At 61.2% G+C, this 23,370-nt stretch carries 23 protein-coding genes; 8 read left to right on the top strand and 15 right to left on the bottom strand.

Annotated features, from left to right (window positions below; all coding sequences use genetic code 11):
* Positions 1-6: 6 nt before the first annotated feature.
* Positions 7-1,182, top strand: coding sequence for a DUF2793 domain-containing protein (locus tag ACIQWS_RS04220; RefSeq protein WP_403170506.1), 1,176 nt, complete (start codon positions 7-9; stop codon positions 1,180-1,182).
* Positions 1,183-1,243: 61 nt separating this feature from the next.
* Here the strand turns inward: ACIQWS_RS04220 and uraH are convergent, their stop codons facing one another.
* The 7 genes from uraH to ACIQWS_RS04185 all read right to left on the bottom strand — a co-directional run bounded on the left by uraH (position 1,244) and on the right by ACIQWS_RS04185 (position 8,136).
* Positions 1,244-1,600 (bottom strand): hydroxyisourate hydrolase, encoded by a 357-nt coding sequence (gene uraH / locus ACIQWS_RS04215; protein ID WP_403170503.1) that lies wholly within the window; start codon positions 1,598-1,600, stop codon positions 1,244-1,246.
* Between the two features lie 10 nt (positions 1,601-1,610).
* On the bottom strand, positions 1,611-2,114 hold the full coding sequence (gene uraD / locus ACIQWS_RS04210) for a 2-oxo-4-hydroxy-4-carboxy-5-ureidoimidazoline decarboxylase (RefSeq protein ID WP_403170500.1): 504 nt from the start codon (positions 2,112-2,114) through the stop codon (positions 1,611-1,613).
* Positions 2,101-4,446 (bottom strand): xanthine dehydrogenase molybdopterin binding subunit, encoded by a 2,346-nt coding sequence (xdhB, locus tag ACIQWS_RS04205; RefSeq protein WP_403170496.1) that lies wholly within the window; start codon positions 4,444-4,446, stop codon positions 2,101-2,103. The genes uraD and xdhB overlap by 14 nt, the downstream gene beginning before the upstream one ends.
* Positions 4,443-5,858, bottom strand: coding sequence for a xanthine dehydrogenase small subunit (gene xdhA, locus ACIQWS_RS04200; protein WP_403170493.1), 1,416 nt, complete (start codon positions 5,856-5,858; stop codon positions 4,443-4,445). The genes xdhB and xdhA overlap by 4 nt, the downstream gene beginning before the upstream one ends.
* Before the next feature lie 203 nt (positions 5,859-6,061).
* Positions 6,062-6,562, bottom strand: a complete 501-nt coding sequence (locus ACIQWS_RS04195; RefSeq protein WP_403170491.1) for an ureidoglycolate lyase — start codon at positions 6,560-6,562, stop codon at positions 6,062-6,064.
* The gene (gene puuE, locus ACIQWS_RS04190) at positions 6,559-7,515 is read right to left on the bottom strand and encodes an allantoinase PuuE (protein WP_403170488.1); all 957 of its coding nucleotides are present in this window, start codon (positions 7,513-7,515) and stop codon (positions 6,559-6,561) included. The genes ACIQWS_RS04195 and puuE overlap by 4 nt, the downstream gene beginning before the upstream one ends.
* Before the next feature lie 33 nt (positions 7,516-7,548).
* Positions 7,549-8,136 carry a biotin transporter BioY gene (locus tag ACIQWS_RS04185; RefSeq protein ID WP_403170485.1) on the bottom strand — a complete coding sequence of 196 codons (588 nt, stop codon included), beginning with the start codon at positions 8,134-8,136 and terminating at the stop codon, positions 7,549-7,551.
* 105 nt (positions 8,137-8,241) lie between these two features.
* On the opposite strand from ACIQWS_RS04185, the gene ACIQWS_RS04180 reads away from it, so the two are divergent.
* Positions 8,242-9,147 carry an MBL fold metallo-hydrolase gene (locus tag ACIQWS_RS04180; RefSeq protein WP_403170481.1) on the top strand — a complete coding sequence of 302 codons (906 nt, stop codon included), beginning with the start codon at positions 8,242-8,244 and terminating at the stop codon, positions 9,145-9,147.
* Here the strand turns inward: ACIQWS_RS04180 and ACIQWS_RS04175 are convergent.
* The 3 genes from ACIQWS_RS04175 to ACIQWS_RS04165 all read right to left on the bottom strand — a co-directional run bounded on the left by ACIQWS_RS04175 (position 9,132) and on the right by ACIQWS_RS04165 (position 12,680).
* The gene (locus ACIQWS_RS04175; protein ID WP_403170480.1) at positions 9,132-9,965 is read right to left on the bottom strand and encodes a DUF1499 domain-containing protein; all 834 of its coding nucleotides are present in this window, start codon (positions 9,963-9,965) and stop codon (positions 9,132-9,134) included. The two genes, ACIQWS_RS04180 and ACIQWS_RS04175, sit on opposite strands and share 16 nt — an antisense overlap.
* Positions 9,966-10,049: 84 nt before the next feature.
* The gene (locus ACIQWS_RS04170; protein ID WP_403170477.1) at positions 10,050-12,356 is read right to left on the bottom strand and encodes a phosphocholine-specific phospholipase C; all 2,307 of its coding nucleotides are present in this window, start codon (positions 12,354-12,356) and stop codon (positions 10,050-10,052) included.
* A 57-nt stretch (positions 12,357-12,413) separates the two neighbouring features.
* Entirely contained in the window at positions 12,414-12,680 is a 267-nt protein-coding gene (locus ACIQWS_RS04165) for a hypothetical protein (RefSeq protein ID WP_403170474.1), read from the bottom strand.
* Between the two features lie 303 nt (positions 12,681-12,983).
* Between ACIQWS_RS04165 and ACIQWS_RS04160 the strand changes: the two genes are divergently transcribed.
* Positions 12,984-13,325, top strand: coding sequence for a hypothetical protein (locus ACIQWS_RS04160; RefSeq protein ID WP_223611498.1), 342 nt, complete (start codon positions 12,984-12,986; stop codon positions 13,323-13,325).
* Positions 13,326-13,417: 92 nt separating this feature from the next.
* A complete protein-coding gene (locus ACIQWS_RS04155) occupies positions 13,418-14,815 on the top strand; it encodes an aminotransferase (protein ID WP_403170471.1) in 1,398 nt (465 codons plus the stop codon).
* A gap of 44 nt (positions 14,816-14,859) precedes the next feature.
* Here ACIQWS_RS04155 and ACIQWS_RS04150 read toward each other — a convergent pair whose 3' ends face one another.
* Together ACIQWS_RS04150 and ACIQWS_RS04145 are read right to left on the bottom strand one after the other, a co-directional pair.
* Positions 14,860-16,218, bottom strand: a complete 1,359-nt coding sequence (locus tag ACIQWS_RS04150; RefSeq protein WP_403170468.1) for an esterase-like activity of phytase family protein — start codon at positions 16,216-16,218, stop codon at positions 14,860-14,862.
* A 107-nt stretch (positions 16,219-16,325) separates the two neighbouring features.
* On the bottom strand, positions 16,326-16,925 hold the full coding sequence (locus tag ACIQWS_RS04145) for a TetR/AcrR family transcriptional regulator (protein WP_346306508.1): 600 nt from the start codon (positions 16,923-16,925) through the stop codon (positions 16,326-16,328).
* A gap of 99 nt (positions 16,926-17,024) precedes the next feature.
* Between ACIQWS_RS04145 and ACIQWS_RS04140 the strand changes: the two genes are divergently transcribed.
* Together ACIQWS_RS04140 and ACIQWS_RS04135 are read left to right on the top strand one after the other, a co-directional pair.
* Positions 17,025-17,951, top strand: a complete 927-nt coding sequence (locus ACIQWS_RS04140; protein ID WP_403170466.1) for an SDR family oxidoreductase — start codon at positions 17,025-17,027, stop codon at positions 17,949-17,951.
* A gap of 70 nt (positions 17,952-18,021) precedes the next feature.
* Positions 18,022-18,486, top strand: a complete 465-nt coding sequence (locus tag ACIQWS_RS04135) for a GNAT family N-acetyltransferase (protein WP_403170463.1) — start codon at positions 18,022-18,024, stop codon at positions 18,484-18,486.
* Here the strand turns inward: ACIQWS_RS04135 and ACIQWS_RS04130 are convergent.
* The 3 genes from ACIQWS_RS04130 to ACIQWS_RS04120 all read right to left on the bottom strand — a co-directional run bounded on the left by ACIQWS_RS04130 (position 18,483) and on the right by ACIQWS_RS04120 (position 21,491).
* Complete coding sequence (locus ACIQWS_RS04130; protein WP_346306511.1) at positions 18,483-19,742, bottom strand: RNA polymerase sigma factor; 1,260 nt, start codon at positions 19,740-19,742, stop codon at positions 18,483-18,485. The genes ACIQWS_RS04135 and ACIQWS_RS04130 overlap by 4 nt on opposite strands.
* Before the next feature lie 53 nt (positions 19,743-19,795).
* Complete coding sequence (locus ACIQWS_RS04125) at positions 19,796-20,206, bottom strand: YciI family protein (RefSeq protein ID WP_223611504.1); 411 nt, start codon at positions 20,204-20,206, stop codon at positions 19,796-19,798.
* 136 nt (positions 20,207-20,342) lie between these two features.
* Positions 20,343-21,491 carry a citrate synthase gene (locus ACIQWS_RS04120; RefSeq protein ID WP_403170459.1) on the bottom strand — a complete coding sequence of 383 codons (1,149 nt, stop codon included), beginning with the start codon at positions 21,489-21,491 and terminating at the stop codon, positions 20,343-20,345.
* A gap of 87 nt (positions 21,492-21,578) precedes the next feature.
* Between ACIQWS_RS04120 and ACIQWS_RS04115 the strand changes: the two genes are divergently transcribed.
* The gene (locus tag ACIQWS_RS04115) at positions 21,579-22,670 is read left to right on the top strand and encodes a citrate synthase/methylcitrate synthase (RefSeq protein WP_403170456.1); all 1,092 of its coding nucleotides are present in this window, start codon (positions 21,579-21,581) and stop codon (positions 22,668-22,670) included.
* 217 nt (positions 22,671-22,887) lie between these two features.
* Complete coding sequence (locus tag ACIQWS_RS04110) at positions 22,888-23,304, top strand: hypothetical protein (protein ID WP_403170454.1); 417 nt, start codon at positions 22,888-22,890, stop codon at positions 23,302-23,304.
* The last annotated feature ends 66 nt before the right edge of the window (positions 23,305-23,370 follow it).

The raw sequence follows: 23,370 nt of genomic DNA, 5'->3' as shown, positions 1-23,370 counted from the left end.
CGCGCCATGGACCAGACACCGAACCTCCAGCTCCCCTACATCGCACCGTCGCAAGCCCAGAAGCATGTCACCCATAATGAGGCCATCCGGGCACTGGATGCCCTGGTGCAGCTTTGCGTGGTCAGCAGAACACTCAAGGAGCCGCCGGCCGAGCCGCGGGAAGGCAACCGCTATTGCATCGCATCCGGCGCGTCCGGTGCGTGGGGCGGCAAGGACGGGCACATCGCGGCATGGCAGGATGGCGCGTGGGCATTCTTCCAGCCGCGGGACGGATGGCGCGCATGGATCATTGCCGAGAACTGCCTCGCAATTTTCAATCAGGGACAGTGGACCGATTTCCGTCCGGCACCAAATCCCGTCGACCGCGTCGGCATCCAAGCGCAGGCGGATGACACGAACCGCCTGAGCGTGAAGAGCCCCGCCTCACTGTTCGACCATGCGGGCAGCGGGCATCAGCTGAAAATCAACAAGGCAGGCGACCAGCAGCTCGCATCCATTCTTTTTCAGTCGGCCTATCAGGGCCGCGTCGAGATCGGCACGATCTGGAACCGGGATTTTTCCATCAAGGCCAGCATCGACGGCAAGGACTGGCGGGATATCCTGCTTGCCGACAGCAGAACCGGGGCCGTGCAGTTTCCCGGTGGCATCGTCCAGCCGAGGACGGGCAAGAAACTGTCCGGGCTGATTTTTCTGCCCGATGGCGGTGGTACCGCCGTTCTCGAACCCGCCGCCGGCAGCGCCGTCTGTGCGTCCGTCTCCGCCGACCTGCTGTCACTGAAAGGCAAGGCGGCGGCAGGCATCTTCGCCTCCAGCATGCGCGGCATCGCGATGGTCCGCATCTGGAACACCAGCAAATCGCCGGCTCAGTCGGCCTGGGCGAAATGGGATACCGCTGCCGATCAGCTGCAGGTCAGCGATCCCGCCCATATCCGGCCATGGGCCGCGGGCGACGCGATCCAGACCGCCGATCCGGCCAATCAGACCATCGCTCTCGATATCTCACCGCTCATGCAAAAGCAGCTCGGCGGGGCCTTCCCGCAGGATGGGGTATTGCTGGGTAACGGTGCGGGCGGGGATGTGACAATCCCATGCCCCATCGCTTCACCGGCATCATCCGGCAATCTGCTCATCTTCAAAGCTGACGAGCGCAGGCGATTCAATGTGATCGGGATTTACGGGTGAGCGGCACTGGTTTTTATCGTGCGTGGTTCAACAAGCGCACCACTGTACTGCAAAACGTTCCTCAACTGCCGCGATAGGTTGAGTAGGACCATGGCGTCACCAAGAGCGGCACGTGGTAATTCGCCTCCACATCCGCGATGGCAAAGCGGATGGGCACCACATCGAGAAAGGCGGGTTGCGCCAAAACAGCGCCCTTTGCCCGAAAATATGCCTCGACAAAGAAACTGAGCTCGTAGCGCCCGACCGCCATTTCGCCGGGCGGCAACAGCAGTGCGTCGGTACGGCCATCGGCATTGGTGACCGTTGTTTTGAGCAGATGCCTGATCTCATCCGCATCGATCCGATGCAGTTCCAGCGTCATGCCTGCGGCAGGGCACCCGGCCGCCGTATCCAGCACATGTGTGGACAGTTTTCCCATGGATGACCTCTCAGGCTAGCAGATCGTCGAGGCGGAACCGGGCGATCAGGGCAATCTGGCGCAGGGCCTCAGCCACCTCTTCGCCGGCATTGTTCTGCAACCGCGTCCTGAATGCCGCCAGGATGGAATGCTTGTCATGACCCCGCACGGCGAGAATGAACGGAAAGCCGAACCGCCGCTGATAGCCGTCATTCAACCGGTGGAATTCGTCGAATTCGCCATCCGTCAGCCGGTCGAGCCCGGCGCCCTTCTGTTCGCTGGTCGAGTGCACCGTCAGGCTGCCCTGGCGGGCGGCCTTGCCTGCAAGGTCCGGATGCGCTCGGATGAGGCCAAGCTGCGCCACCTGCCCGGCCTTGTCGACGGCACCGGCCATGGCCATGTGCAGGAGTTCCACACTGGCGAAGGGCCGCAGCGGCACCACGGCTTCCGCGACCCAGGGCGAATGCTCGAAAATACCGCCCAGCGCCTTGACGAAGGTTTCAGGCGCGGCATCGTTCAGTTCATCGAGAGTCATCGAGACCTTTCTTCATGCATTGTTTCAGTGCGTTCACCGCACGCAGCACGTTTTCCGGCGTCGCGGGCGCATCAAGCCGGGGAGCGACGGCACCCTGCGCCAGCGAGGCAATGGCATCGCGGATGGCGAGCCAGACGGAGACGCCGAGCATCAGCGGCGGCTCGCCGATGGCCTTGGAACGGAACACCGTTTCCTCACGGTTGGGCGCGTTGTCGAGAATGCGCACATTGAATTCCGGCGGGACATCGCGCGATCCGGGAATCTTGTAGGTGGACGGTCCGACGGTGCGCAGCCTGCCCGTCTTGTCCCACCAGAGTTCCTCGCAGGTCAGCCACCCCATGCCCTGGACAAAGGCGCCCTCGATCTGGCCAAGATCAATCGCCGGGTTCAGCGGCGAGCCGACATCCTGCAGGATATCGGCGCGCAGGCAGCGCGTCTCGCCGGTCAGCTTATCCACAGCCACTTCCGTCACCGCCGCGCCATAGGTGAAATAGAAGAAGGGCCGGCCCTTCATCGTCTTGCCGTCCCAATGGATTTTCGGCGTGGCGTAGTGCCCGGCTTCGGACAGCTGCACCCGCTTGAGCCAGGCCATCTTGGCCAGCTCGCCGAAGGATATGGATTCGTTGTCGGCGTGAACACGGCCTTCGCGGTAGACGATGATCGCCTCCTGCACGCCGAAATGTTCGGCGGCAACGGCGGTCATGCGCGCCTTGATCGCCGTGGCCGCCTTGAACGCCGCCATGCCGTTAAGATCGGAGCCGGTGGACGCCGCCGTGGCGCTGGTGTTCGGCACCTTGCCCGTCGCGGTGGAGGAGATACGCACCATGTCGAGTTCGACCTGGAAGACTTCGGCCACGACCTGCGCCACCTTGACGAACAGGCCCTGCCCCATTTCCGTGCCGCCGTGGTTGAGGAAAATCGAACCGTCGAGATAGACGTGCACCAGCGCACCGGCCTGATTGAGCGAGGTCAGGTTGAAGGAAATACCGAACTTGACCGGCATCATCGCCAGCCCCCGGCGGATGACCGGATTGGCAGCGTTATGCGCATCGATCTCGGCGCGCCGCTGGCGCCAGTCGGCAGAGGCCAGCACGGCTTCGGTCACCTCGATCAGCCGGTTGTCTTCGACCGGCTGGCCATAGGGTGTCACCGCGCCGGTTTCGTCGCCGTAATAGTTGATGGCGCGGACGTTGTTGGGATCGAGCTGCAGTTCCCGCGCGATGGTATCGATGATGTTCTCGATGGTCAGGATGCCCTGCGGCCCGCCGAATCCCCGGAAGGCGGTGTTGGAAACCGTATTGGTCTTGCAGGCATGGCCGATAAAGCGGGCGTGGGGAATATGGTAGGCATTGTCCGTATGCGTCAGTGTGCGGGTAATGACAGGGCCGGTGAGGTCAGGCAGGTTTCCGGCGCGGGCGAGATATTCTACATCCAGCCCGCGAATGCGGCCGCGTGAATCGACACCGACTTTCCAGTTGGCCACATAATCGTGCCGCTTGCCGGTTCCCGCCATGTCGTCGCGGCGTTTCAGCCGCAGCTTGCACGGCTTTCCCGTCTTGGCAGCCACCAGCGCCGCCGCCCCGGCGATGATCGTCGCCTGGCTTTCCTTGCCGCCGAAGCCGCCGCCCATGCGCCGCACCTGGCATTCCACGGCATTGGCATGCAGGCCGAGAATCAGCGCCACATGATGCTGCACCTCCGTCGGATGCTGCGTCGAAGAGTGCACCAGCATCTCGCCATTTTCTCCGGGAATGGCATAGGCAATCTGGGTTTCCAGATAAAAATGATCCTGTCCGCCCATGTGCAGCGTGCCGGACAGAATATGCGGTGCACCGGCAATCGCCGTCGCGGCATCGCCGTCGATGACTTCCTGCGGCGGCAGGACATAGCTCCTGCGTCGGTGGGCCTCCTCGATATCCAGCACCGGCTCCAGCGGTTCGATGTCGACTTTGACCTTCTTCGCCGCACGATAGGCCGTTTCGAAATCGCGGGCGGCAACGACGGCGATGACCCGCCCTTCATGATCGACGATATCCTCGGCGAACAGCGTTTCGCCATTGAGGATCGGGCCGACCTCGTTGTGGCCGGGCACATCCCTCGCCCACCAGACACCTGCCACGCCGTCCATGGCCAGCGCCGGTGCCGGATCGATGGATTTCAGCCGCCCGTGGGCGACCGGCGAGAGCACGAATGCCGCGTGCAGCGTGCCCGGCAGTTCGGGCATGTCGTCGATGTAATTCGCCTCGCCCGCCACGTGGCGTGCGGCGGAATCATGGGCAATGCCCTTGCCGACGATGCTGCGCTGGACGGTGTGGGGAGCATTGTCGGTCATAGCGCCATCACTTCCACGGTCTCGCCGGAGACATCCCGCCAGAACCGTTCAACCAGATTGGCTGCCACCTGCAGGCGGTAATCCGCGCTGCCGCGCCAGTCGTCGAGCGGCTTGAACGTCGCGGTGATCGCCGCAGCGCAGGCTTCGACCGCTTTCGCATCGAACTGCGTGCCGACCAGCGCCTGCTCGGCTGCCACCGCCCGGCGCGGTGTTGCCGCCATGCCGCCGAAGGCAATGCGCGCGCTGCGGACCTGACCATCCTCGCGGGTGACGGAAAAGGCGGCGCAGACCGTCGAGATATCCTGATCGTAGCGTTTGGAAATCTTGTAGACGCGAAAATCCTGCCCTGGCTTCGGCTTGGGGATGGAAACCGATGCGATCACTTCGTCGGCCCGCAGCTCCGTCTTGCGATAGTCGAGGAAGAAATCCTCCAGCGCCATGAACCGGCGGCCGTTGAGCGAGGCCAGTTCCACATCGGCACCCAGCGCGATCAAGGCAGGCGGGCCGTCGCCGATCGGGCTTGCGGTGCCGATATTGCCGCCAATGGTTCCCATGGAGCGGATCTGAGTCGAGCCGAAACGGCGGATAAGCGTGGCAAAGGACGGATAGGAACCGGCAACGCGCGCCAGCACCTCCTCCCAGGTCACGGCAGCGCCGAAACTCAGGTGGTTGTCCGTCTCGCCGATGGCCCGCATTTCCCGCACATGCGCCAGCGAGATGACCTCGTCCCAATCCGTATGATAATCGGCCAGCGCCACGCCGAGATCGGTGCCGCCGCCGAGCAGCAGGGCATCCGGTCTGTCCTTGCGCAGTTGCAAAAGGTCCGCCAGCGTTTGTGGCTGATGGAAGGTGGAGCCATCGGTCGATACCGCCTTTTGCGGCTCCATCTCGGCGAATGCCCTCACCTCAAGGCCCGGTATCGGGGCGCCGCCAGCGCCCGCCACCTTGCGGGCGGCTTCAACGATGGGACGGTAGCCGGTGCAACGGCACAGATTGCCCGCCAGCGCATCGTGGATTTCGTGATCATCGGGATGTGCCGTGCTGGCGGCAAGGCCGGCCAGCGAAATGACGATGCCCGGCGTGCAGAAGCCGCATTGCGACGAGCCGTTTTCCGCCATTGCCGCCTGTACGGGATGCAGGATTTCGGTTTTCAGGCCTTCGACGGTGACCAGCGCCCGCCCATCGATCTGACCCATGGCGAGAATGCAGCTGTTGGCGGCGTGATAGCGCACCGAATCACCAGAGGGATCGCCGATCAGCACCGAGCAGGCGCCGCAGTCGCCCTCTGCACAGCCTTCCTTGGTTCCCGTCAGCCGCGGCGCGCTGCGCAGCCAGTCGAGCACCGTCATATCCGGCCGGACCGACGCCAGCTGTTTTTGACCATTGAGAAAAAATTTGATCGTTTGTGACATGGTGCACAGCTTCATCCGGCAGCGATGAAGCGTCAAGAGGCAGAGGGAAGTTCGTGGTGTCTTGGTGCGTGGTTCGACAAGCTCACCATGAGGGACGTGGTTTGGCTGCAATGCCAATCGCAAAGGTTGCAGAATATAGCTCCCTGCAATCCTCACTCTCCCTCATGGTGAGCTTGTCGAACCACGCACCGCCTATCTGCGATTCAGACCGTTTCGATCCGATAAACCACATCTCCGAAGAAAAACTCTTCCAGATTGTCCCCTGCACCGCCGCGATCGACCACGAGGAAATCCGACGCCGCTTCGAGGGAAATCAACGGGTGATGCCAGACATTGCGGCCGTAATTGACGCCCTGATTGCCCTGTGCCAGGAACGCTCTCGGCTGGCCCGGACGGCCCGCATCGTCTTCCGCCACGACGATGAGAAACGGCCGGTCCTGCAGCGGATAGAAAGCCTGGCTGCCCAGCGGATGGCGCTCGAGCATCGCGATGTCGATGGGCGGGGCGAAAGCATGTCCGCGAAAAATATTGATCAGAACCCGCGCCTCCGCCCCGGCCACATCGACATGGGCCAGATCGTGAAAACGCTGCGTGGTGCCATTGTTGATCAGGCGTACCTCGGCACCCTCGGCTTCGATCACATCGCCAAAGGGTTCGAACGCCGCGCGGGTCAGCGGCTGGACAGCAAGCAGAAGGATGGTCATACGGCACTGTCCGGGCGATGATGCTCATGCCAGTGGCGCGCGATATCGATGCGGCGCGTCACCCAGGCAGCCTCGTGCCCCTGCACATAATCCAGGAACCGCTCCAGCGCCGCCGCCCGTCCGGGGCGTCCGACAAGACGGCAATGCAGGCCGACGGACATCATCTTGGCTGCGCCTTCCTGCCCTTCCCGGTAGAGCACGTCGAACGTGTCCTTGAGATAGGTGAAAAACTGGTCGCCGGTGTTGAAACCCTGCGGCGTGGCAAACCGCATGTCGTTGGCATCGAGCGTATAGGGAACAATCAGATGCGGACCCTTCGGCCCTTTCACCCAATAGGGCAGTTCATCGGCATAGCTGTCAGCGGAATAGACGAAACCGCCCTCTTGCATGACGATCTTCAGCGTGTTGTCCGAGGGCTTGCCCTGATAGATGCCAAGCGGGCGCGTGCCGGTGATTTCGGTGTGCAGCCGCACGGCTTCAAGGATGTGCTGGCGCTCGATGTCTTCCGGAAAATCCTTGTACTCCAGCCAGCGCAGGCCGTGGCTGGCGATTTCCCAATCGGCTTCCTGCATGGCGGCCACTGCTTCCGGGTTGCGCGCCATGGCCAGCGTCACGCCGTAGACCGTGACCGGCAGGTTGCGGCGGGTAAAGATGCGCCACAGCCGCCAGAAGCCGGCACGGGAGCCGTATTCGTAGATGGATTCCATGTTGAGATTGCGCTGTCCCGGCCACGCCGCCGCACCGACGATTTCCGAGAGCAGGTTTTCCGACGCCGGATCATTGTCGAGGATGCAGCTTTCACCACCCTCCTCGTAATTGATCACGAACTGCACGGCGATGCGGGCATGGCCCGGCCATTTCGGGTCTGGGGTATTGCGGCCGAAGCCGATGAGATCGCGGGGGTAATCGGACACGGAGTGCCTCTCCAACAGACAATGCGGCACCCCCTCCATCCGGCAGGACAGAGGGGGTGCAAAGAGCAGAAATCAGCGGCGCTTGAGCAGCGAGCCGATGGCCGGGACAATGGCGGCGGCCAGCGCCAGTTTCAGGATATCGGCAACGATGAACGGGCCGACGCCGAAGGCAAACGCCTTCTCGAAGCCGAGCAGGTAAGCCATCCAGAGGAAGCCGAGGCTGAGGATGATCGCCTCACCGGCGAGCATGGCAACGCCCATGGCAACGGGGTTGCGGGCAAAGCCCTTGTCAGCGGCAAGACCGACAACCCAGGCGGCGGCGAGATAGGCGACGAGGTAGCCGCCCGTGGTGCCGACCATATAGGCAAGGCCGATGCCCTTTTCCGGCGTTCCGGTGAAAACCGGCATGCCGAGCGCACCTTCGAGCAGGTAAAGCGCCATGGTGGCCACGGCCAGACGCGAGCCATAGGCGGCGGCAATGGCGAAAACGGCGAAGGTCTGCATGGTGACATTGACGAAAACCATGTCGATCTTGGTCTTCGCCGCAAGGGTCATCAGCGCCGTGCCGACAAGGGCAAGCGAGACAAACCATACGGCTTTGGCAAGCTGGCCTTCCGGCTGGAAGGTTTCAGCAAGGGAACGGGTCTGGGCAGCAATCATGTTCTATCCTCCGGATCGGCTTTCGCCATGCGTTGAAAAGGGTATATTGGGGATGACGCCGCAGCGCAATATGCGCAAGGCCATACACAAGGTCCGCACACCCCCATGTCCCTCGTTTTCGACAGTTCTTTTGCGCCGCATTATGGCGAAGCCGTCGAGATTGCGCCTGATATCAAGCGCATCACGGTCAACAATCCCAGCCCCTTCACCTTTTTCGGCACCAACAGTTATCTGATCGGCCGCGATACGCTGGCGCTGATCGATCCGGGCCCGGTTGACGATGCACACCACGCGGCATTGCGGCGCGCCATCGCCGGGCGGCCGGTCAGCCATATCTTTGTCAGCCACACGCACCGGGACCATTCGCCGCTCGCAACGGTTTTGAAAGCCGAGCTTGGCGCGACGCTGGTGGCGGAAGGCCCGCACCGCCCGGCCCGGCCGCTGCATATCGGCGAGGTCAACCTGCTCGATGCCAGCGGCGACTATGATTTCGTGCCGGATATCGCCGCCGCCGACAATTCCGTCATTGCAGGCGATGGCTGGGCCCTGCGCACCATTCATACGCCCGGCCATACGGCCAATCATGTGGTGTTCGGGCTTGAGGGAACGGACATCCTGTTTTCCGCCGACCATGTGATGGCCTGGGCTACATCCATCGTGGCGCCGCCCGATGGCTCGATGTCGGACTACATGGCTTCGCTCGACCGGCTCCTTGAGCGGCATGACCGGGTCTATCTTCCCGGCCATGGCGGTGCGGTGACCAAGCCGAAAACTTTTGTGCGCGGCCTGAAAGCCCACCGCAAGATGCGCGAGCGCGCCGTGCTCGAACGGGTCAAGCTGGGCGACCGCACGATCGCCGCCATGGTCAAGGTCATCTACCGGGAAACCGACCCGCGCCTGCACGGCGCTGCCGCGCTATCGATGCTTGCCCATCTGGAAGATCTCGTTGCCCGCGGCAAGGTGCATACGGAAGGCAACCCCTCCATCGACGGCGTCTACTGGGCCGGCTGAGTGGTGTCTTCCTCCGGCTGCGCATTCTGCACCTGCGCATCGAGGTCAGCCATGAACTGGGCGATGCGGCCGGCATTTTCGCCGAGATCGTGAATGCCGTAGCGCGAGACCGACCGCATATCGACATAGGTGGTCTCGCCCTCGTCGCTCAGGCGGATGACGACGTCGCTGGTGAAGCCCAGCAGCCAGGTCCGCGCCACGACTTCCATAAGTATTTCCTCGTCGTCGCCGGGCACGCCCTTCTGATCGATGATGGTCCAGCCATTGTTGGTGATCACCGTCACGGCGGCATCGAGAATGCGGTCCGGCGAGCCTTCGTAGCGCCGGCCCGTCACTTCGGGATAGGCCTTGGCCTGCAGGGCACGGCTGTGCGGATCGTTGACCAGCGGGTTCATGCGGTCCGTCCGTTGACCGGCCAGGGCAAACAGCGCCGGAGGCTCGGTGACGTCGGTCGACACGTCATAGATCGCCGGCAGGGCCATCGCCTGATAGACCGTCACGACAAAGGGCCCGAGGACCACCAGCGCGATTACCGCGCCCCAGAAGGCGGACGGGCCGCCGCGGTCGCCACGGCGCCACAGGCTGGTGAATCCCTTGATGCCGAGCAGCAGCGCCAGCACCGCGAGGCCCGCCACGATGGCGAGCAGCCAGAGAAACTCGGGTGTTTCGATCCGCTCGAAGCGGTGCCCGAGGCCGGACAGGACAAACAGGATGGCCGACAGGAACGCGATCCGCACCGACCATTTGGCGGAAATCGATTGGCGGCGTCGGATGTGGTGTCGCATGGAATCCCGATATGGCTGGTCTGTGACGGACATGAACAGCTAACCGTATTTCCCCGGTGAGACAAGCATTGGAACGGCAGGCCTCGTGGCGCCTGCCATTGCCATGGCTCCTGCCCGCTAGACCACAGCCGGGATATAGACCCGCGCCACCTCGTCGTAGATCATCCCGATGGCCGGATCGGTCCGGCTCATTTTGCCGGTTTCAATATGCCCGGCATAGCGGCGCAGATACTTACTGTCCGTGTTCACCGCATCGACGAAGGAAACATCGTACCAGCCGTCCTTTGTGGCAACGTCAACCCTGTCGGTGCCATTGGAAACAATCGTCGGCTTTTCATCGGGATAATAAGCATTGATCATTTTCAGTTTCCCGTTGGCCGTGGGCCATGTTGCAAAGGCGAATTTCATGGTTTTTCCATCCGCAGACGGACTTATGTCAACAAAATCGGGAAACGCTGTGTGCAGTGGATTTTCTGCGCTGCCACGGAATTCGGCCAAATAACCATTGGGTCCATGAACCGAATAAGAGTAATCGCCTTCAACCCAGCCGGGCAACTTCGAATCCTTCAGATACCAACTATCCGACACGATGACCGGCGAATCCTCGGATTTCACACCCTCAATACTAAAAAACCAGCCTTGATCCGTTCGGTCGTAAGATAGAACGGTGAAGGCGGCGCCAAGTTTGCCATAATTCTTGAAGGTAAGCCTGAACCCTTTTGGAGGACCCGCGTCGCGGCTACCGAAAACCTGAAAATCATAACCAATCGGCAAGAGATCGCAGCCTGCACGATCCTGCTTCGCCGGGATCGGCCTGCCGTTTTCAGGGTCAGCATTTACGTCAGCAACCGTTGGCTTAAAAGCAACCGTATTGCGCGCGGTTTCTCGTTCGCGGCCCGAGAAAATTTTCATGGGCTGCATTCCGTTAGCCATTTCATCCATAGGCTTGACGTCCGCACGGGCAAAATCAAACGCGCTGGTCAAATCCCCGGCAATGGCCTGCCGCCAGGACGAGATGTTTGAAAAGACGGGCATGTCCTTCAATTCCTTCCGTCTGGCCCTGAGCCACACGTCGAGAAACCGGATGACAGAAGTATGGTCGAAAACCTCCGAACAGACACGGCCACCCGAACTCCATGGGGAAATGACTAGCGCTGGAACACGCATACCCATGCCGATGACTGTACCCCCGTCGGCGGAATATTCGGTGTCAAAAGTGCGCGGCTTATCCGAGAGTGGCAGCGTTATTCCGCGCGAGACTACACCGCCATTGTTCCTTGCAGGGGGAGCCGGTGGCAGCACATGATCGAAGAAACCGCCGTTTTCGTCATATGTAACGATCAGCGCCGTCTTGTGCCAGACTTCCTTGTTGGCGACGAGCGCGCGCAATATTTCATGCAGATAATACTCACCAAAATGCGGCGGATATTTCGGGTGTTCGGAAAAAGCTTCTGGGGCAACAATCCATGAAACGGCGGGGAGCTTATTGTCAATGATGTCCTGCTCGAACTGCGACTTCGTATTGACCTCTGCCCGCAATACAGAATTTACGGTCTGGTTTTTGTCGTAGATCGAACTCTTATCAAGAAGACGGGTTTTATTCACTCTGAACTGTTTAAAATATTCAAGGGTGTTGTCCCCGTAGTTTCCAGAAAAAGCATCATCTGTTTTCGTGAGACCGTCCTGATAGAATTTCCAATCGACACCTAGCTCCTGTAATCTTTCGGGGTAGGATTTCCAGTTCGGCCTTGAAGCATCGTCGTCCGCTTTGGTATTGCCACTGAAATATTCGTTGGAGGTCCTGCCGTTGCACGTGCCGGTCCAGAGATAGCTGCGGTTCGGGTCGGTCGGTCCATTGTGCGAACAAAAATAGGCATCGCAAATGGTGAAGGCTTTTGCCAGCTTGAAATACAGTGGAATATCTTTTTCGCTATAGTGGGCCATAGACACAATACCCTTCTGGGGAATCCATTTGTCCATGAGACCCATGTTCCACGCGGCAAGACCGCTCTTGTAATCATGGGCTGGGTCCTGCAGAAAAACACCACCGGCTGCGCCTTCCTCATCAGTCATGGTGCCTCTGGACAGTTGATACGGCTTTACCTTCTGCGCCAAACTATCAGATTGTGCCTGATGCCAGACCAGTTCCCCATTTTTCAATTTCAGAGGCCGTGGATCGCCGAAACCCCTCACACCGCGCAATGTACCGAAGTAATGGTCAAAGGAGCGGTTTTCCTGCATCAGAATGACCACATGCTCGATATCTGCCAGCGAGCCTTTCCGGCAGTGCGCCGAAGCGCTCAGCATATCTTCCACAACAGTTGAACTGGCTAAAGCCTCCTGCATATAGGCGGAGCATGCAGCATAAGCGGCGGTATTGATGCCGGCCATGCCGAGCATCTTGATAAAATCGCGTCTGTCCATAGTAGCTTCCTGAAATAATAAAATATTGAAATAACTATCTTTTTTGGATCGAACGACTTACTGACAAACCTCGGCAGCAGGCTGCAAGCGAGCAGATTCGGCAGCTTTCAGATGGCTGATCTCATCCTGAAGCCGCCTCATTTCGGCTGAATCCGCGGCAAAACCGGCGTTCTGGTTGGCAAGCGCAGCAATCTGGCTCTTCAGCTCGTCGAACTGTGCCGCGTCAAATGTCGATGCTGAGACGATACTTGGGTCGGGTTGTCCCGTATCGGAACACGCGGCGAGAAAAAGCAATGGGAGCAATAGAAAAAATCGAGGTTTCAAAATCCCCTCCGGTTAATGAATGCGTGACTGAAAATGCAGTGTCTAAATATGAAATCGGTTTTTGAGTTTGAATATGGGCAACGGCACATGAATGCCCGCAGTGCATGAAGCTCTGATGACACCTTAGCGCAAAATCCGGTAATATCCAGCAACTGGCCACACCACCGAACCATCTCAACCGTTTACACTTTATGAGTAGATCGGCTGTCACATAGCTGACATCATCGCCCCGGTGATTCAGGGCAGGATAGAAGGCGGGCAAGCAAGCCGCTTTTACAACGCAAAATGACGAGGCCGGATAGAATGCCTGAGACTGGCAAAGCGGTTTCGCTTGAAGTTGTCGAGATCGAACTGGCGCTTGGCGCACAGGATATTGTTGCCGACGGTTTCGAAGGCGTTTTGCAGAAGGCCGCAACCCTCGTCGGCGGGGAGGTTGTTTTCAACATTCGCGCGCCGGAAGACGGGGACCAACAGCGCATTGCGGCCATTTCCTTGTCGGACGGTGCCGTCGACCAGCTCGTTTTCGTCATGCTCGGCAATGACGGCACCAGCCTCACCGTTTCGGCCGAAGATGATGAAACCACGCTGCTCACCCGGCTCGGCAAGGATTATGCGGCCGTAATGAAGGGCCTTCGCCCGGAATAACGACGCAGGCGACGTTTTCTTTTGGAAGCCGCTTTGCTCTTTCCGGCAAGTCTGGCTAAGCTCGCCCCATCCCATCAAAATGGAGTCATGAAATGGCGAGCAGCCGCCCCCTTACAAATGTCCAGCAGCGCGATATCGATTCGATCCTGCATCCCTATACCCCCCTCCATAAATTGCAGGATCAAGGACCGCTGGTGATGGGCCATGCCAAGGGGGTCTATATCTATGACACGCAGGGCAAGGAATATATCGAGGGCATGGCGGGCCTGTGGTGCGCCGGTCTCGGCTTCGGCGACGAGGAAATGATCGACGCTGCGACCGAGCAGCTGCGCACCCTGCCCTACTACCACCTCTTCGGCGGCAAGGGCATGGAACCGGCGATCGAGCTTGCCGAAAAGCTCAAGGAAATCGCGCCCGTTCCGATCTCCAAGGTTTTCTATACCTCGTCGGGTTCCGAAGCCAATGACACACAGGTCAAGCTCGCCTGGTACTACAACAACGCGCTGGGCCGCCCGAAGAAGAAAAAGATCATCTCGCGCGTCAAGGCCTATCATGGCGTGACCATCATGGCCGCGTCGCTGACCGGCCTGCCCTATAACCACAAGGGCTGGGATCTGCCGGTGGAAGGCATCCTGCACACCGACTGCCCGCATTACTACCGCTTCGGCCAGGCAGGCGAAAGCGAGGCGGAATTCGTGGCGCGTCTTGCCGATTCGCTGCGCGACATGATTGAACGCGAAGGCCCCGACACCATCGCCGCCTTCATCGCCGAGCCGGTGATGGGTGCAGGCGGCGTGCTGGTGCCGCCATCGGGCTATTTCGCCGCCATCGAGCCGATCCTGCGCGAGCACGATATTCTGATCATTGCCGACGAGGTCATCAACGGTTTTGGCCGCACCGGCCACTGGTGGGGCAGCCAGGCCGTCGGCATGACGCCGACCACCATCTCGGCGGCCAAGCAGCTGACGTCGGCCTATGCACCGCTCGGCGCCGTGCTGGTTCCCGAAGACGTCTACCAGGCCTATGTGGATCACAGCGCCCAGATCGGCACATTCGGCCACGGTTTCACCTATGGCGGCCATCCCTTGGGCTGCGCGCTCGGGGTCAAGGCCATCGAGATCTACCAGCGCCGCAACATCGTCGACTATGTGCGCAGCCTGACGCCGACCTTCGAAGCACGCCTGAAGAAGGTCATCGATCATCCGCTGGTCGGCGAAGTGCGCAATTCCGGCCTGATGGGCGCGGTGGAACTGGTGGCCGACAAGGCAACCAAACGTTCCTTCGATCCGAAACACGGCGTCGGCGCACAGCTCGCCCGCTTCCTCGAAGGTCACGGCGCGGTGCTGCGCGCCATCGGCGATTCCATCGCCTTCTGCCCGCCGATGATCATCACGGAAGCGGAGCTGAACGAGCTCTTCAACCGCTTTGAGCTGGCATTGGCCGATACGGAAGAGCACGTCGCGAAGAACAATCTGCGCGCAATAAGCTAATTTCTCAAAAAGAGACGGGGCGGCTTGCGCCGCCCCTATACGGTTCAGCGTGCCTTGAGGAAATCGCCGACTTCCAGCAGGACGAATTCATTGTCATCGGCTTTGTCGACGGCACGTCCGGCCGAGAACGGCAGGTTGTTGTCGTTGCCGACGATGATGTGGCTGGCATCAACGACGTCGACATTCTCGATGGTGACGAACGGCATGTCGTAAAAGCCCTCGCCGCCGCCCTGGCGCTTCCTGTTGTCAGGATCAGCAATGTTGAGAAGATCGATGTAGCCGATCTTGCGCACGGCAGCGCCCACATTCTGGTCGGTCATTTCGATCTTGTAGATGCGCTTGACCTTGGACGGTGCATCGAAGCAATCGGGCTTTGGCGTCTTCGGGTCGGCGCAGGCCTTGGCCGCGGTGCCCGCACCATTGTCGCGTTCGATCACCAGCGCCGTCGTGTCGTCGATCATGTTGAAATCGCCGATCGCCTCGCCGCCCGGTGCCAGCGGATAGAGCCAGCTGCGGCCGGTCCAGTTCTTCGATGCGACATCGAATTCGATGACGCGCAGCGCCGGCTGGCCGTCAACCTTTTCCACCACGCCATCATCGCCGAACAGCGGGCCTTCGAGCAGGCCGTAGAGTTTCTTGCCGTCCTTTGACTGCGCCAGCCCTTCAAAGCCGCCGGAACGCTTGAGGTTGAATGCCGGGTTCTTCAGCGTCGGATTGGCCGGCAGGGTGATGGCCGGATTGTCGGGCGAACGGACGGCGCGATCACCGACCTTGGTGGCGATGACGTCGGTGATCTTGCCGTCGCTGGTCACCTTGACGAGATAGGGGCCGAACTCTTCGCCGATCCAGAAGCCGTCGGCGACAGGCTGGATCGATTCGACATCGAGATCACTGCCGGTGAGATAGCGGGTATCGCTGCCTTCCATGACGATCGGGAACGGGATTTTCTTGTCCGGATCGCGCAGAAACACGGTTTCCTTGCGCTCGACCGTGCCTTTGTCCCAATCGAAGGCGAGGTGATGCAGCATCAGCATCGCATCGGGCGAATTCAGCTTGGTGCCGAAGCCGTTGTCGGAGAGCGACCAGTAGGTGCCGTCACCGACCGCCTTGATACCGGAAAAGCCCTGCACCGGCTGGCCATCGAACGGCAGGCTAAGTCCGGTCAGCCGCACGCCGTCCTTGCCTGGAACGGTCGCCAGACCTTCCGCCCGCTTGCGGTCGGCGGTGGTGAACTTGCCCGAGGTCTTCAGGTGTTCCGGCGCATCATCCGGTGCCTTGATGATCGTGTTGGCCGGCAGGATGGCATGGGAGACGAGTTTCGCCTTGAATTCCTGATCCGCGGCCAGGGCCGAGGCAGGAACCAGAAAGGAAGCGCAGAGCAGAGCGGCAAAGAGGGGTCGCATGGGGTTCACCTGAGGTTCGAGTGCGTGGATCGAGCCCCCAGGATTAGGTGCCGCGCGTCTCTGCCGTTTGACTGTTCCGTGAAGTTTTGGTGACGCTGCCGGATTGGTCAGGTGGCGATTTCGGTTCGCAAACCGTGAAATGCCTCTTGCAGATAGTCCGCCAGAGGACGTCGCCCCTGCTCGGCGCTCCACGTTTCCGCCGCCAGCCGTAGCGCGCCGACGCTGACCATGGCCACCAGCCGCAGGCCCGCCCGCCTCTCCGGTTCCGGCCAGCGCTCGCTCAACGCGTCGAACAGCATCTGCTCCTTGCGCTGATAATTGGCTTGCTTGCGGGCACACAAAGCCTCCGTCGAGCGCAACAGGCCGTCGATGGCGATCGCCTGTTTGGTTTCGTAGCTCGCTATGACCTTGAGAAAGGCGTTGCGGACGACATCGAGCGGCGCTTCATTAAGAGGCTCGTCTGCAATGGCCGCCCGGAATGCCTCATCGGTGCTGCTTTCGAACGCGTTGACGACCTCTTCCTTGGAGCTGAAATAATGGAAAAACGTCCGGCGTGAAATATCAGCGGCCGCCGCGATGGCATCCAGCGTCGTGGCCTCGAAACCGTCTTTCAGGAACAGGCGCAGTCCCGCCTCGGCGATGCGCTGGCGAGTCTCACGCCGCTTGCGTGCCCGCAATCCTTCTTGGGTTGATAGGGTGTCCGTCATGTCTGTCTCCGGCGCATCTTATGGCAAATAATTGCCCTACTTGCAAATTTGCACTGAGTGCATATTTAATGCCTACGATCATCAACGCGAGTGCGCATCATGGCAGACTGGACTTTTTCGGATATTCCCTCACAGCGTGGCCGCTCCGCCATTGTCACCGGTACCGGTGGCCTTGGCTACGAAACGGCACTGGCCCTCGCCCGCGCAGGCGGGGAGATCATTCTTGCCGGCCGCAACGGCAAGAAGGGCGCTGCAGCGGTGGCGCAGATCAAGGCCGCTGTTTCTGGCGCGGACATCCGTTTCGAGGAACTCGACCTTGCCAGCCTCGCATCGGTGCGCTCCTTCGGCGACCGTATGCGGGAGCAGCGTCAAAACCTGGACCTGCTGATCAACAATGCTGGCGTGATGACGCCGCCCACCCGGCAGGCGACCGGCGACGGCTTTGAGTTGCAGTTCGGTACGAATTATCTCGGTCATTTCGCTCTCACGGCACATTTGCTGCCCCTGCTGATCAGAGGGGACCGGCCGCGCGTGGTCAATCTGAGCAGCCTTGCCCATCGCAGCGGCAAAATTCATTTCGACGATCTGCAATGGCAAAAGACCTACAAGCCGTGGCCGGCCTACTGCCAGTCGAAACTGGCAATGCTGATGTTCTCGTTCGAGTTGCAACGCCGCAGCGATACCGCCGGGTGGGGCCTGATGAGCAATGCGGCGCACCCCGGCTATGCCCGTACCGAACTCATCTCCAACGGCCCCGGCACAAACGGGCTCCTATCCAGAGTCAGCATGCTGATGCAACCCTTTGCCAGCCATTCCGCTGCCGACGGTTCGCTGCCGACGCTGTTCGCCGCCACCTCTCCTGCCGCAACCGGCAGCGGCTACTACGGCCCGAACTGGTTCTATGAACTGAAGGGACCGCCAGAACCGGCCAAGGTCATGCCCCAGGCCAAAGATACCACCGTGGCGGCGAAGCTGTGGGATATGTCGGAGCATCTGACAGGGGTTGGATTTGATACTGTGGAATGAGATGTATTAAAGCGGATTGCCAACACGTGGTGCGTGGTTCGTGCAATCGTTTTCAGGTAGGAGACCAGTGTTGACCGAACCCCTCATCCGCAAGGCCACCAGCGCCGATCTCCCCACCATTGTCGCGCTTCTGGCCGATGATCCGCTCGGCAGCCGGCGCGAGGTGATCTCCGATCCGGTCGATGCGCGTTACTGCTCGGCCTTTGCCGCCATCGACAGCGACCCGAACCAGCTTCTGGTCGTGGCGGCAGACGGAGGACTGGTTGTCGGCTGCGCCCAGATCACCTTCATCCCCGGATTATCACGCACCGGCATGTGGCGCGGGCAGATCGAAAGCGTGCGGATTGCCGAAACGCACCGGCGCGGCGGGCTTGGCCGCCGCATGTTTGAATGGGCCATTGACACCTGCCGGCAACGCCAGTGCGGGCTGGTGCAGCTTACCACCGACAAGACGCGGCCCGACGCGGCGCGTTTCTACGAAGCACTGGGATTTGTCGCCAGCCATGAGGGCATGAAGCTCTCATTGCAGCGCTAGGCACAGGAAGCCGCGCGCTCCAACAGGATTGTGCGCTCGCGGGCATTGCGCGTGAGACTTGCGGCCCGCTCGAACTCAGCCCGCGCTTCATCCGGCCGATTGAGTTTCAGCAGGAGGTCGCCGCGAATGCTTGGCAGGAGATGATAGGCCTGCAGGGACGGCTCGCCAGTCAGCTGGTCAATAAGGTCGAGCCCGGCTTGCGGACCGAAAGCCATGGAAAGCGCTACCGCCCGATTGAGCTCGACGACAGGCGATGGCATGAGCTTTGCCAGCTGCTCATAGAGCGCGGCGATCCGGACCCAGTCGGTTTCCTCGGCGGTTCGCGCCCGTGCATGGCAGGCGGCGATGGCCGCCTGCAGGCCATAGGGGCCGTAGACGGTGCCCAGCCTTTCGGCCCGCTCCAGTGCCGCCAACCCGCGCCGGATCAGCAGATGGTCCCAGTGCGCGCGGTTCTGGTCGAACAGCAGGACCGGTTCGCCTGACGGCCCGACCCGCGCGGCAAAGCGCGAGGCCTGAATTTCCATGAGCGCGATCAACCCGTGCACCTCCGGTTCATCCGGCATCAGATCAGCAAGGATACGCCCGAGCCGCATGGCTTCCTGTGCCAGTTGCGGCCTGATCCAATCATCTCCCGCGGTGGCCGAATAGCCCTCGTTGAAAATCAGGTAGAGCACGGCAAGCACCGAGGCGAGACGCTCCGTGCGGTCCTTGCCGCGCGGCACCTCGAAGGGAATATTCGCCTCCGACAGCGTGCGTTTGGCCCGGACGATGCGCTGGGCAACGGTGGCTTCAGGTGTCAGGAAGGCGCGGGCGATCTCCTCCGTCGTCAACCCGCCAATCATGCGCAGCGTCAGCGCCGTGCGCGCCTCGGCCGATAGCACGGGGTGGCAGGCGGTGAAGATGAGGCTGAGCATGTCGTCGCCGATGTCGTCGTCCAGTGCCGTATCGAAATCCGGCATGGCGGCCTGTTCGATTTCCGCGTCATAGCCTAACTGCCCGTGCTTGCGCTTCAGCATCTTGGTGCGGCGGAAATGATCGATGGCCCGGCGTTTGCCGGTGACCATCAGCCATGCGGCGGGATTGCGCGGGATACCCTCCGATGGCCAGTGGCGCAGTGCGGCGATCAGTGCCTCCTGCGCCAGTTCTTCGGCAAGCCCGACGTCTCTGACAATGCGCGCAAGCCCGGCAATGATCCGGGCCTGCTCGATTTTCCACACGGTTTCGATGGCACGATGGGTTTCGGCGGCGGTCGTCATAAGGGCCGATCACATCACCTTCGAGGCCGTCGCGCAAGATCGCGACGTGCGGCTTACTTGTTCTGGCCGGCGCCCATGTCGCGAAAGCGGTCGATGGCTTCGAATTCGCCGAAATCTTCGAGTTCGAACATCTGCCGGATTTCGATCTCGCCGCCGTCCGGATGCGGGTTGGGAAACCTGTTGGCCCATTCAATCGCCTCCTCACGCGTCTTCACCTGAATGATGGTATAGCCCGCCACCAGTTCCTTGGCTTCGGCGAACGGCCCGTCGATCACGGTCCGCTTGCCGCCGGAATACCGGATTTTCCAGCCCTTTGCGGTGGGTTGAAGGCCATTGGCGTCCAGCAGCGCTCCGGCTTTCGCCAGCTGTTCGTGATAATCGGCCATGGCGCTGAAGAGTTCCTCCGGCGGCATGACGCCGGCTTCCGAATCTTTCGTTGCCTTCACCAGAATCATGAATCGCATTGTCGTTTCTCCTTCGGTTCGGATGCCGGGCGGCCGGATGGTCCGGTCGTTGGTAAACCCTCGCTCCGATGACACGACGCGCGGGATTTACCGGTATCGACATATCGCCTGAATTTTTTCATGGGCGATTGCCGGTTCAGGACAGAGACAGGGGCGGGCCGGTGTAACGGGCACGCGGGCGGATCAGCTGGTTCATCGACTGTTGTTCCAGAATATGCGCAATCCAGCCGACGGAGCGGGCAATGGCGAAGAGAATGACGGGTGCCGATGGAGGCAGACCAAAGCCATCCGTCATGGCGGCAAGGGCAAAATCAATATTGGGCTGCTCGCCGGTCAGCATCTCTGCCGTTTCGCGAATCTGCCGATAGATGGCGCCCGGTTCGAACTGTGCCAGCAGCGCCGTGGCGCGCCGGTCACCATGGGGATAGAGCGGGTGCCCGAAGGCAGGAATGGCCCTGCCTTGGGCCAGCAGTTCGCGTATCGCAAAACCTGCGCCGGTGGCCTGTGCGGTCCGGACCAGCGCCTGCACGCTGAGATAGGCCTCGCCATGCAGCGGCCCGGTCAGCGCGGCAAGACCGGCGAGCATGCCGGCCGACAGCGGCGCTCCGGTCGAGGCGGCGACGCGGGCCGCAAAGGTCGAGGCATTGAGCTCATGATCGGCCAGCAGAACCAGCGCCCGGCGGATGCAGTCTTCCGCTTCCGGCGCATTCCAGGCATGGGCCAGTCGGATGTGAACGGCGTGATTGGCGGCGCTGCCGGTGCCAAGCATCGCCGCAACGACGTCCGCAAAGACACCGGATGCCTCGGCAACCAGCACGGCTCGCGAGCGGCCATGGGCCGGCAGGTCCGTTGCGGCACGCCGGGCAAGGACAATCATCGCTGCCTCCAGCGGGCGGGCGGGCCTGGGCATATCGTGGGCGGAAGGCGATGCGGTGATTTCCGCCGCTTCCCACAACAGCGCTGCAATCTCTTCAAGTGTCGAGGTGGCGGCCAATGCGGACGCATCCCTGCCGCGATACCACAGGCGCCCGTCGGCAATGGTCGAGATGCTCGACGGCAGGACCGGATCGCCCCAGCCGATCGCCTCGGCGGCGACATTGGCCACCGTGCGCCGCCCGGCCTTGCGTCCGGCGAGGCGTTTCACATCCTCGCTCTTGTAAAGGCTGCGGCGCGGGTCCTGCGGATCGGGCTTGGCCTGAATGCGCCCCCGGCTGACATTGGCGTAAAGGGTCTGCGGCTGGACGCCAAGGGCCGCCAGGGCCTGCGATGCCGTCAACCACGCCATGGAACCTCACATTGATCATTTACGTCAAGATTGACGTCAATCATAGCGCACCTCATCCTGTGGCGGAAACAAAAACTGGAGTTTGCCATGAAAAACGGTCTTGATGATGTTGTCGCCACGGAAACCACGCTGTCGGATGTTGACGGGCTGGGGGGCATATTGATCATTCGCGGCCGGTCGCTGGATGAATTGGCCGGCGTTGTCCCCTATGAGGAATTGCTGGCGCTGCTGCTGTCGGATGCCTTTGACGAGAAGCTCGACGCGGACGGACTGCGCACGCGCATCGGCCTGGCCCGTCAGGAGGTTTTCCGCATGATACCCGATGCTGCCGCGCCCTTGCTCGCACTGCCGGTCACCGATGCGGTGCGCGCGCTGACCGCCCAATTTGCTGATGGCGATGACCTTGCCACCGCCCTGCGCCTGATCGCGGCTCCCGCAGTGTTCACCCCGGCGGTCATCCGGCTGAAGAACGGCCAGGCACCTGTCGCGCCCGACATCGCGCTCAGCCACGCCGCGGATATATTGCACATGCTGCACGGCCGAACTGTCACACCGCAGGAAGCCGCCGCACTCGATACCTATCTCGTTACGGTCAGTGACCACGGCATGAACGCCTCGACATTCGCGGCACGCGTGGTGGCATCCACCCATGCGGGACTGGTGTCCTCCGTGCTGGCCGCATTCGGCGCGCTCAAGGGCCCGCTGCATGGGGGTGCACCGGGGCCGGTTCTCGACATGCTCGACGCCATCGGCACACCCGACAACGCCGAAACCTGGCTGGAAAGGGCACTGGACGACGGCGAGCGGCTGATGGGTTTCGGCCATCGCATCTACCGGGTGCGCGACCCGCGCGCGGATGCATTGATGCAGGCGCTGCGGCGGCTGGCTGGAACGGGCAATCACGGTGCGGGCCGCTTCAAGCTGGCGGAGAGCGTCGAAGCGGCGGCTCTGCGCATCCTCGCCCGCCGCAAACCCGACCGCCCGCTCAAGACCAATGTGGAATTCTATACGGCACTGCTGCTGGAAACGCTTGGTTTTCCAAGGGACAGCTTTACCAGCGTCTTCGCCATGGGACGGGTCGGCGGCTGGATCGCCCATGCAAGAGAGCAGACGCAACATGGCCGGCTGATTCGCCCGCAATCGCGGTATATCGGACCGCGCCCGATCAAGGCCGCATAGGTTTTTCAAAGTAATGGGATGGTGAAAACAGCCCGAAAGGGCCATCCACCATCACATGTGCGTGTTTAAACCCGGATATCCCAGACAATACTGCAATTACCCCAGTAATGTTCAACCTTAGATAGTATTTTTACTCACTAAAATGGGCTTTTGGTGGTATTCTATCGTTGGACTCAAGTGCACCGTCTTTGGACATTCAAAAGGAGCAACTGGGATCATGACACAGCTTCTCAATCACCTGTCTCTGGCACTCGCCATGACGCTCTCCACCACTCCCTCCGTGATGGCCGGCCCGCTGACCACCATGGATGATGTTGGCAAAGCGCTTCATGCCTGCTGGACTGCGCCGGAGGGGGCACAAAAATCCACCGTGACACTCCGTTTCAGCTTCAAGCGCGACGGCTCGCTGATCGGCCCGCCGCGAACGGCTGCCATCGATTTTCCGGGCAATGATGCGGCGGCGCGCAAATCATTCATCGATGCGGCCATTTCCGCCGTCAAAGATTGCACGCCGCTGACATTGTCACCGGAACTTGCCCAGGGCATTGGCGGCCAGGTCTTCACCATGCAGTTTGTTTCACCTGACGCCTGCGGCGGTGATTGCAACCGGGAAGCCAGCGTGCGGCCAAACTGACCGGCGGCCATGCACAGCAAAAAGGCGGCTCCGTGAGCCGCCTTTCCTGTTCTCGCATAGAGTGCG

The organism is Phyllobacterium sp. NPDC097923 (genome assembly GCF_044760925.1).
Classification (GTDB): Bacteria; Pseudomonadota; Alphaproteobacteria; order Rhizobiales; family Rhizobiaceae; genus Phyllobacterium; species Phyllobacterium calauticae.
The sequence above is the reverse complement of the archived record's forward strand: the minus strand, read 5'-3'. Positions and strand labels throughout refer to the sequence as shown.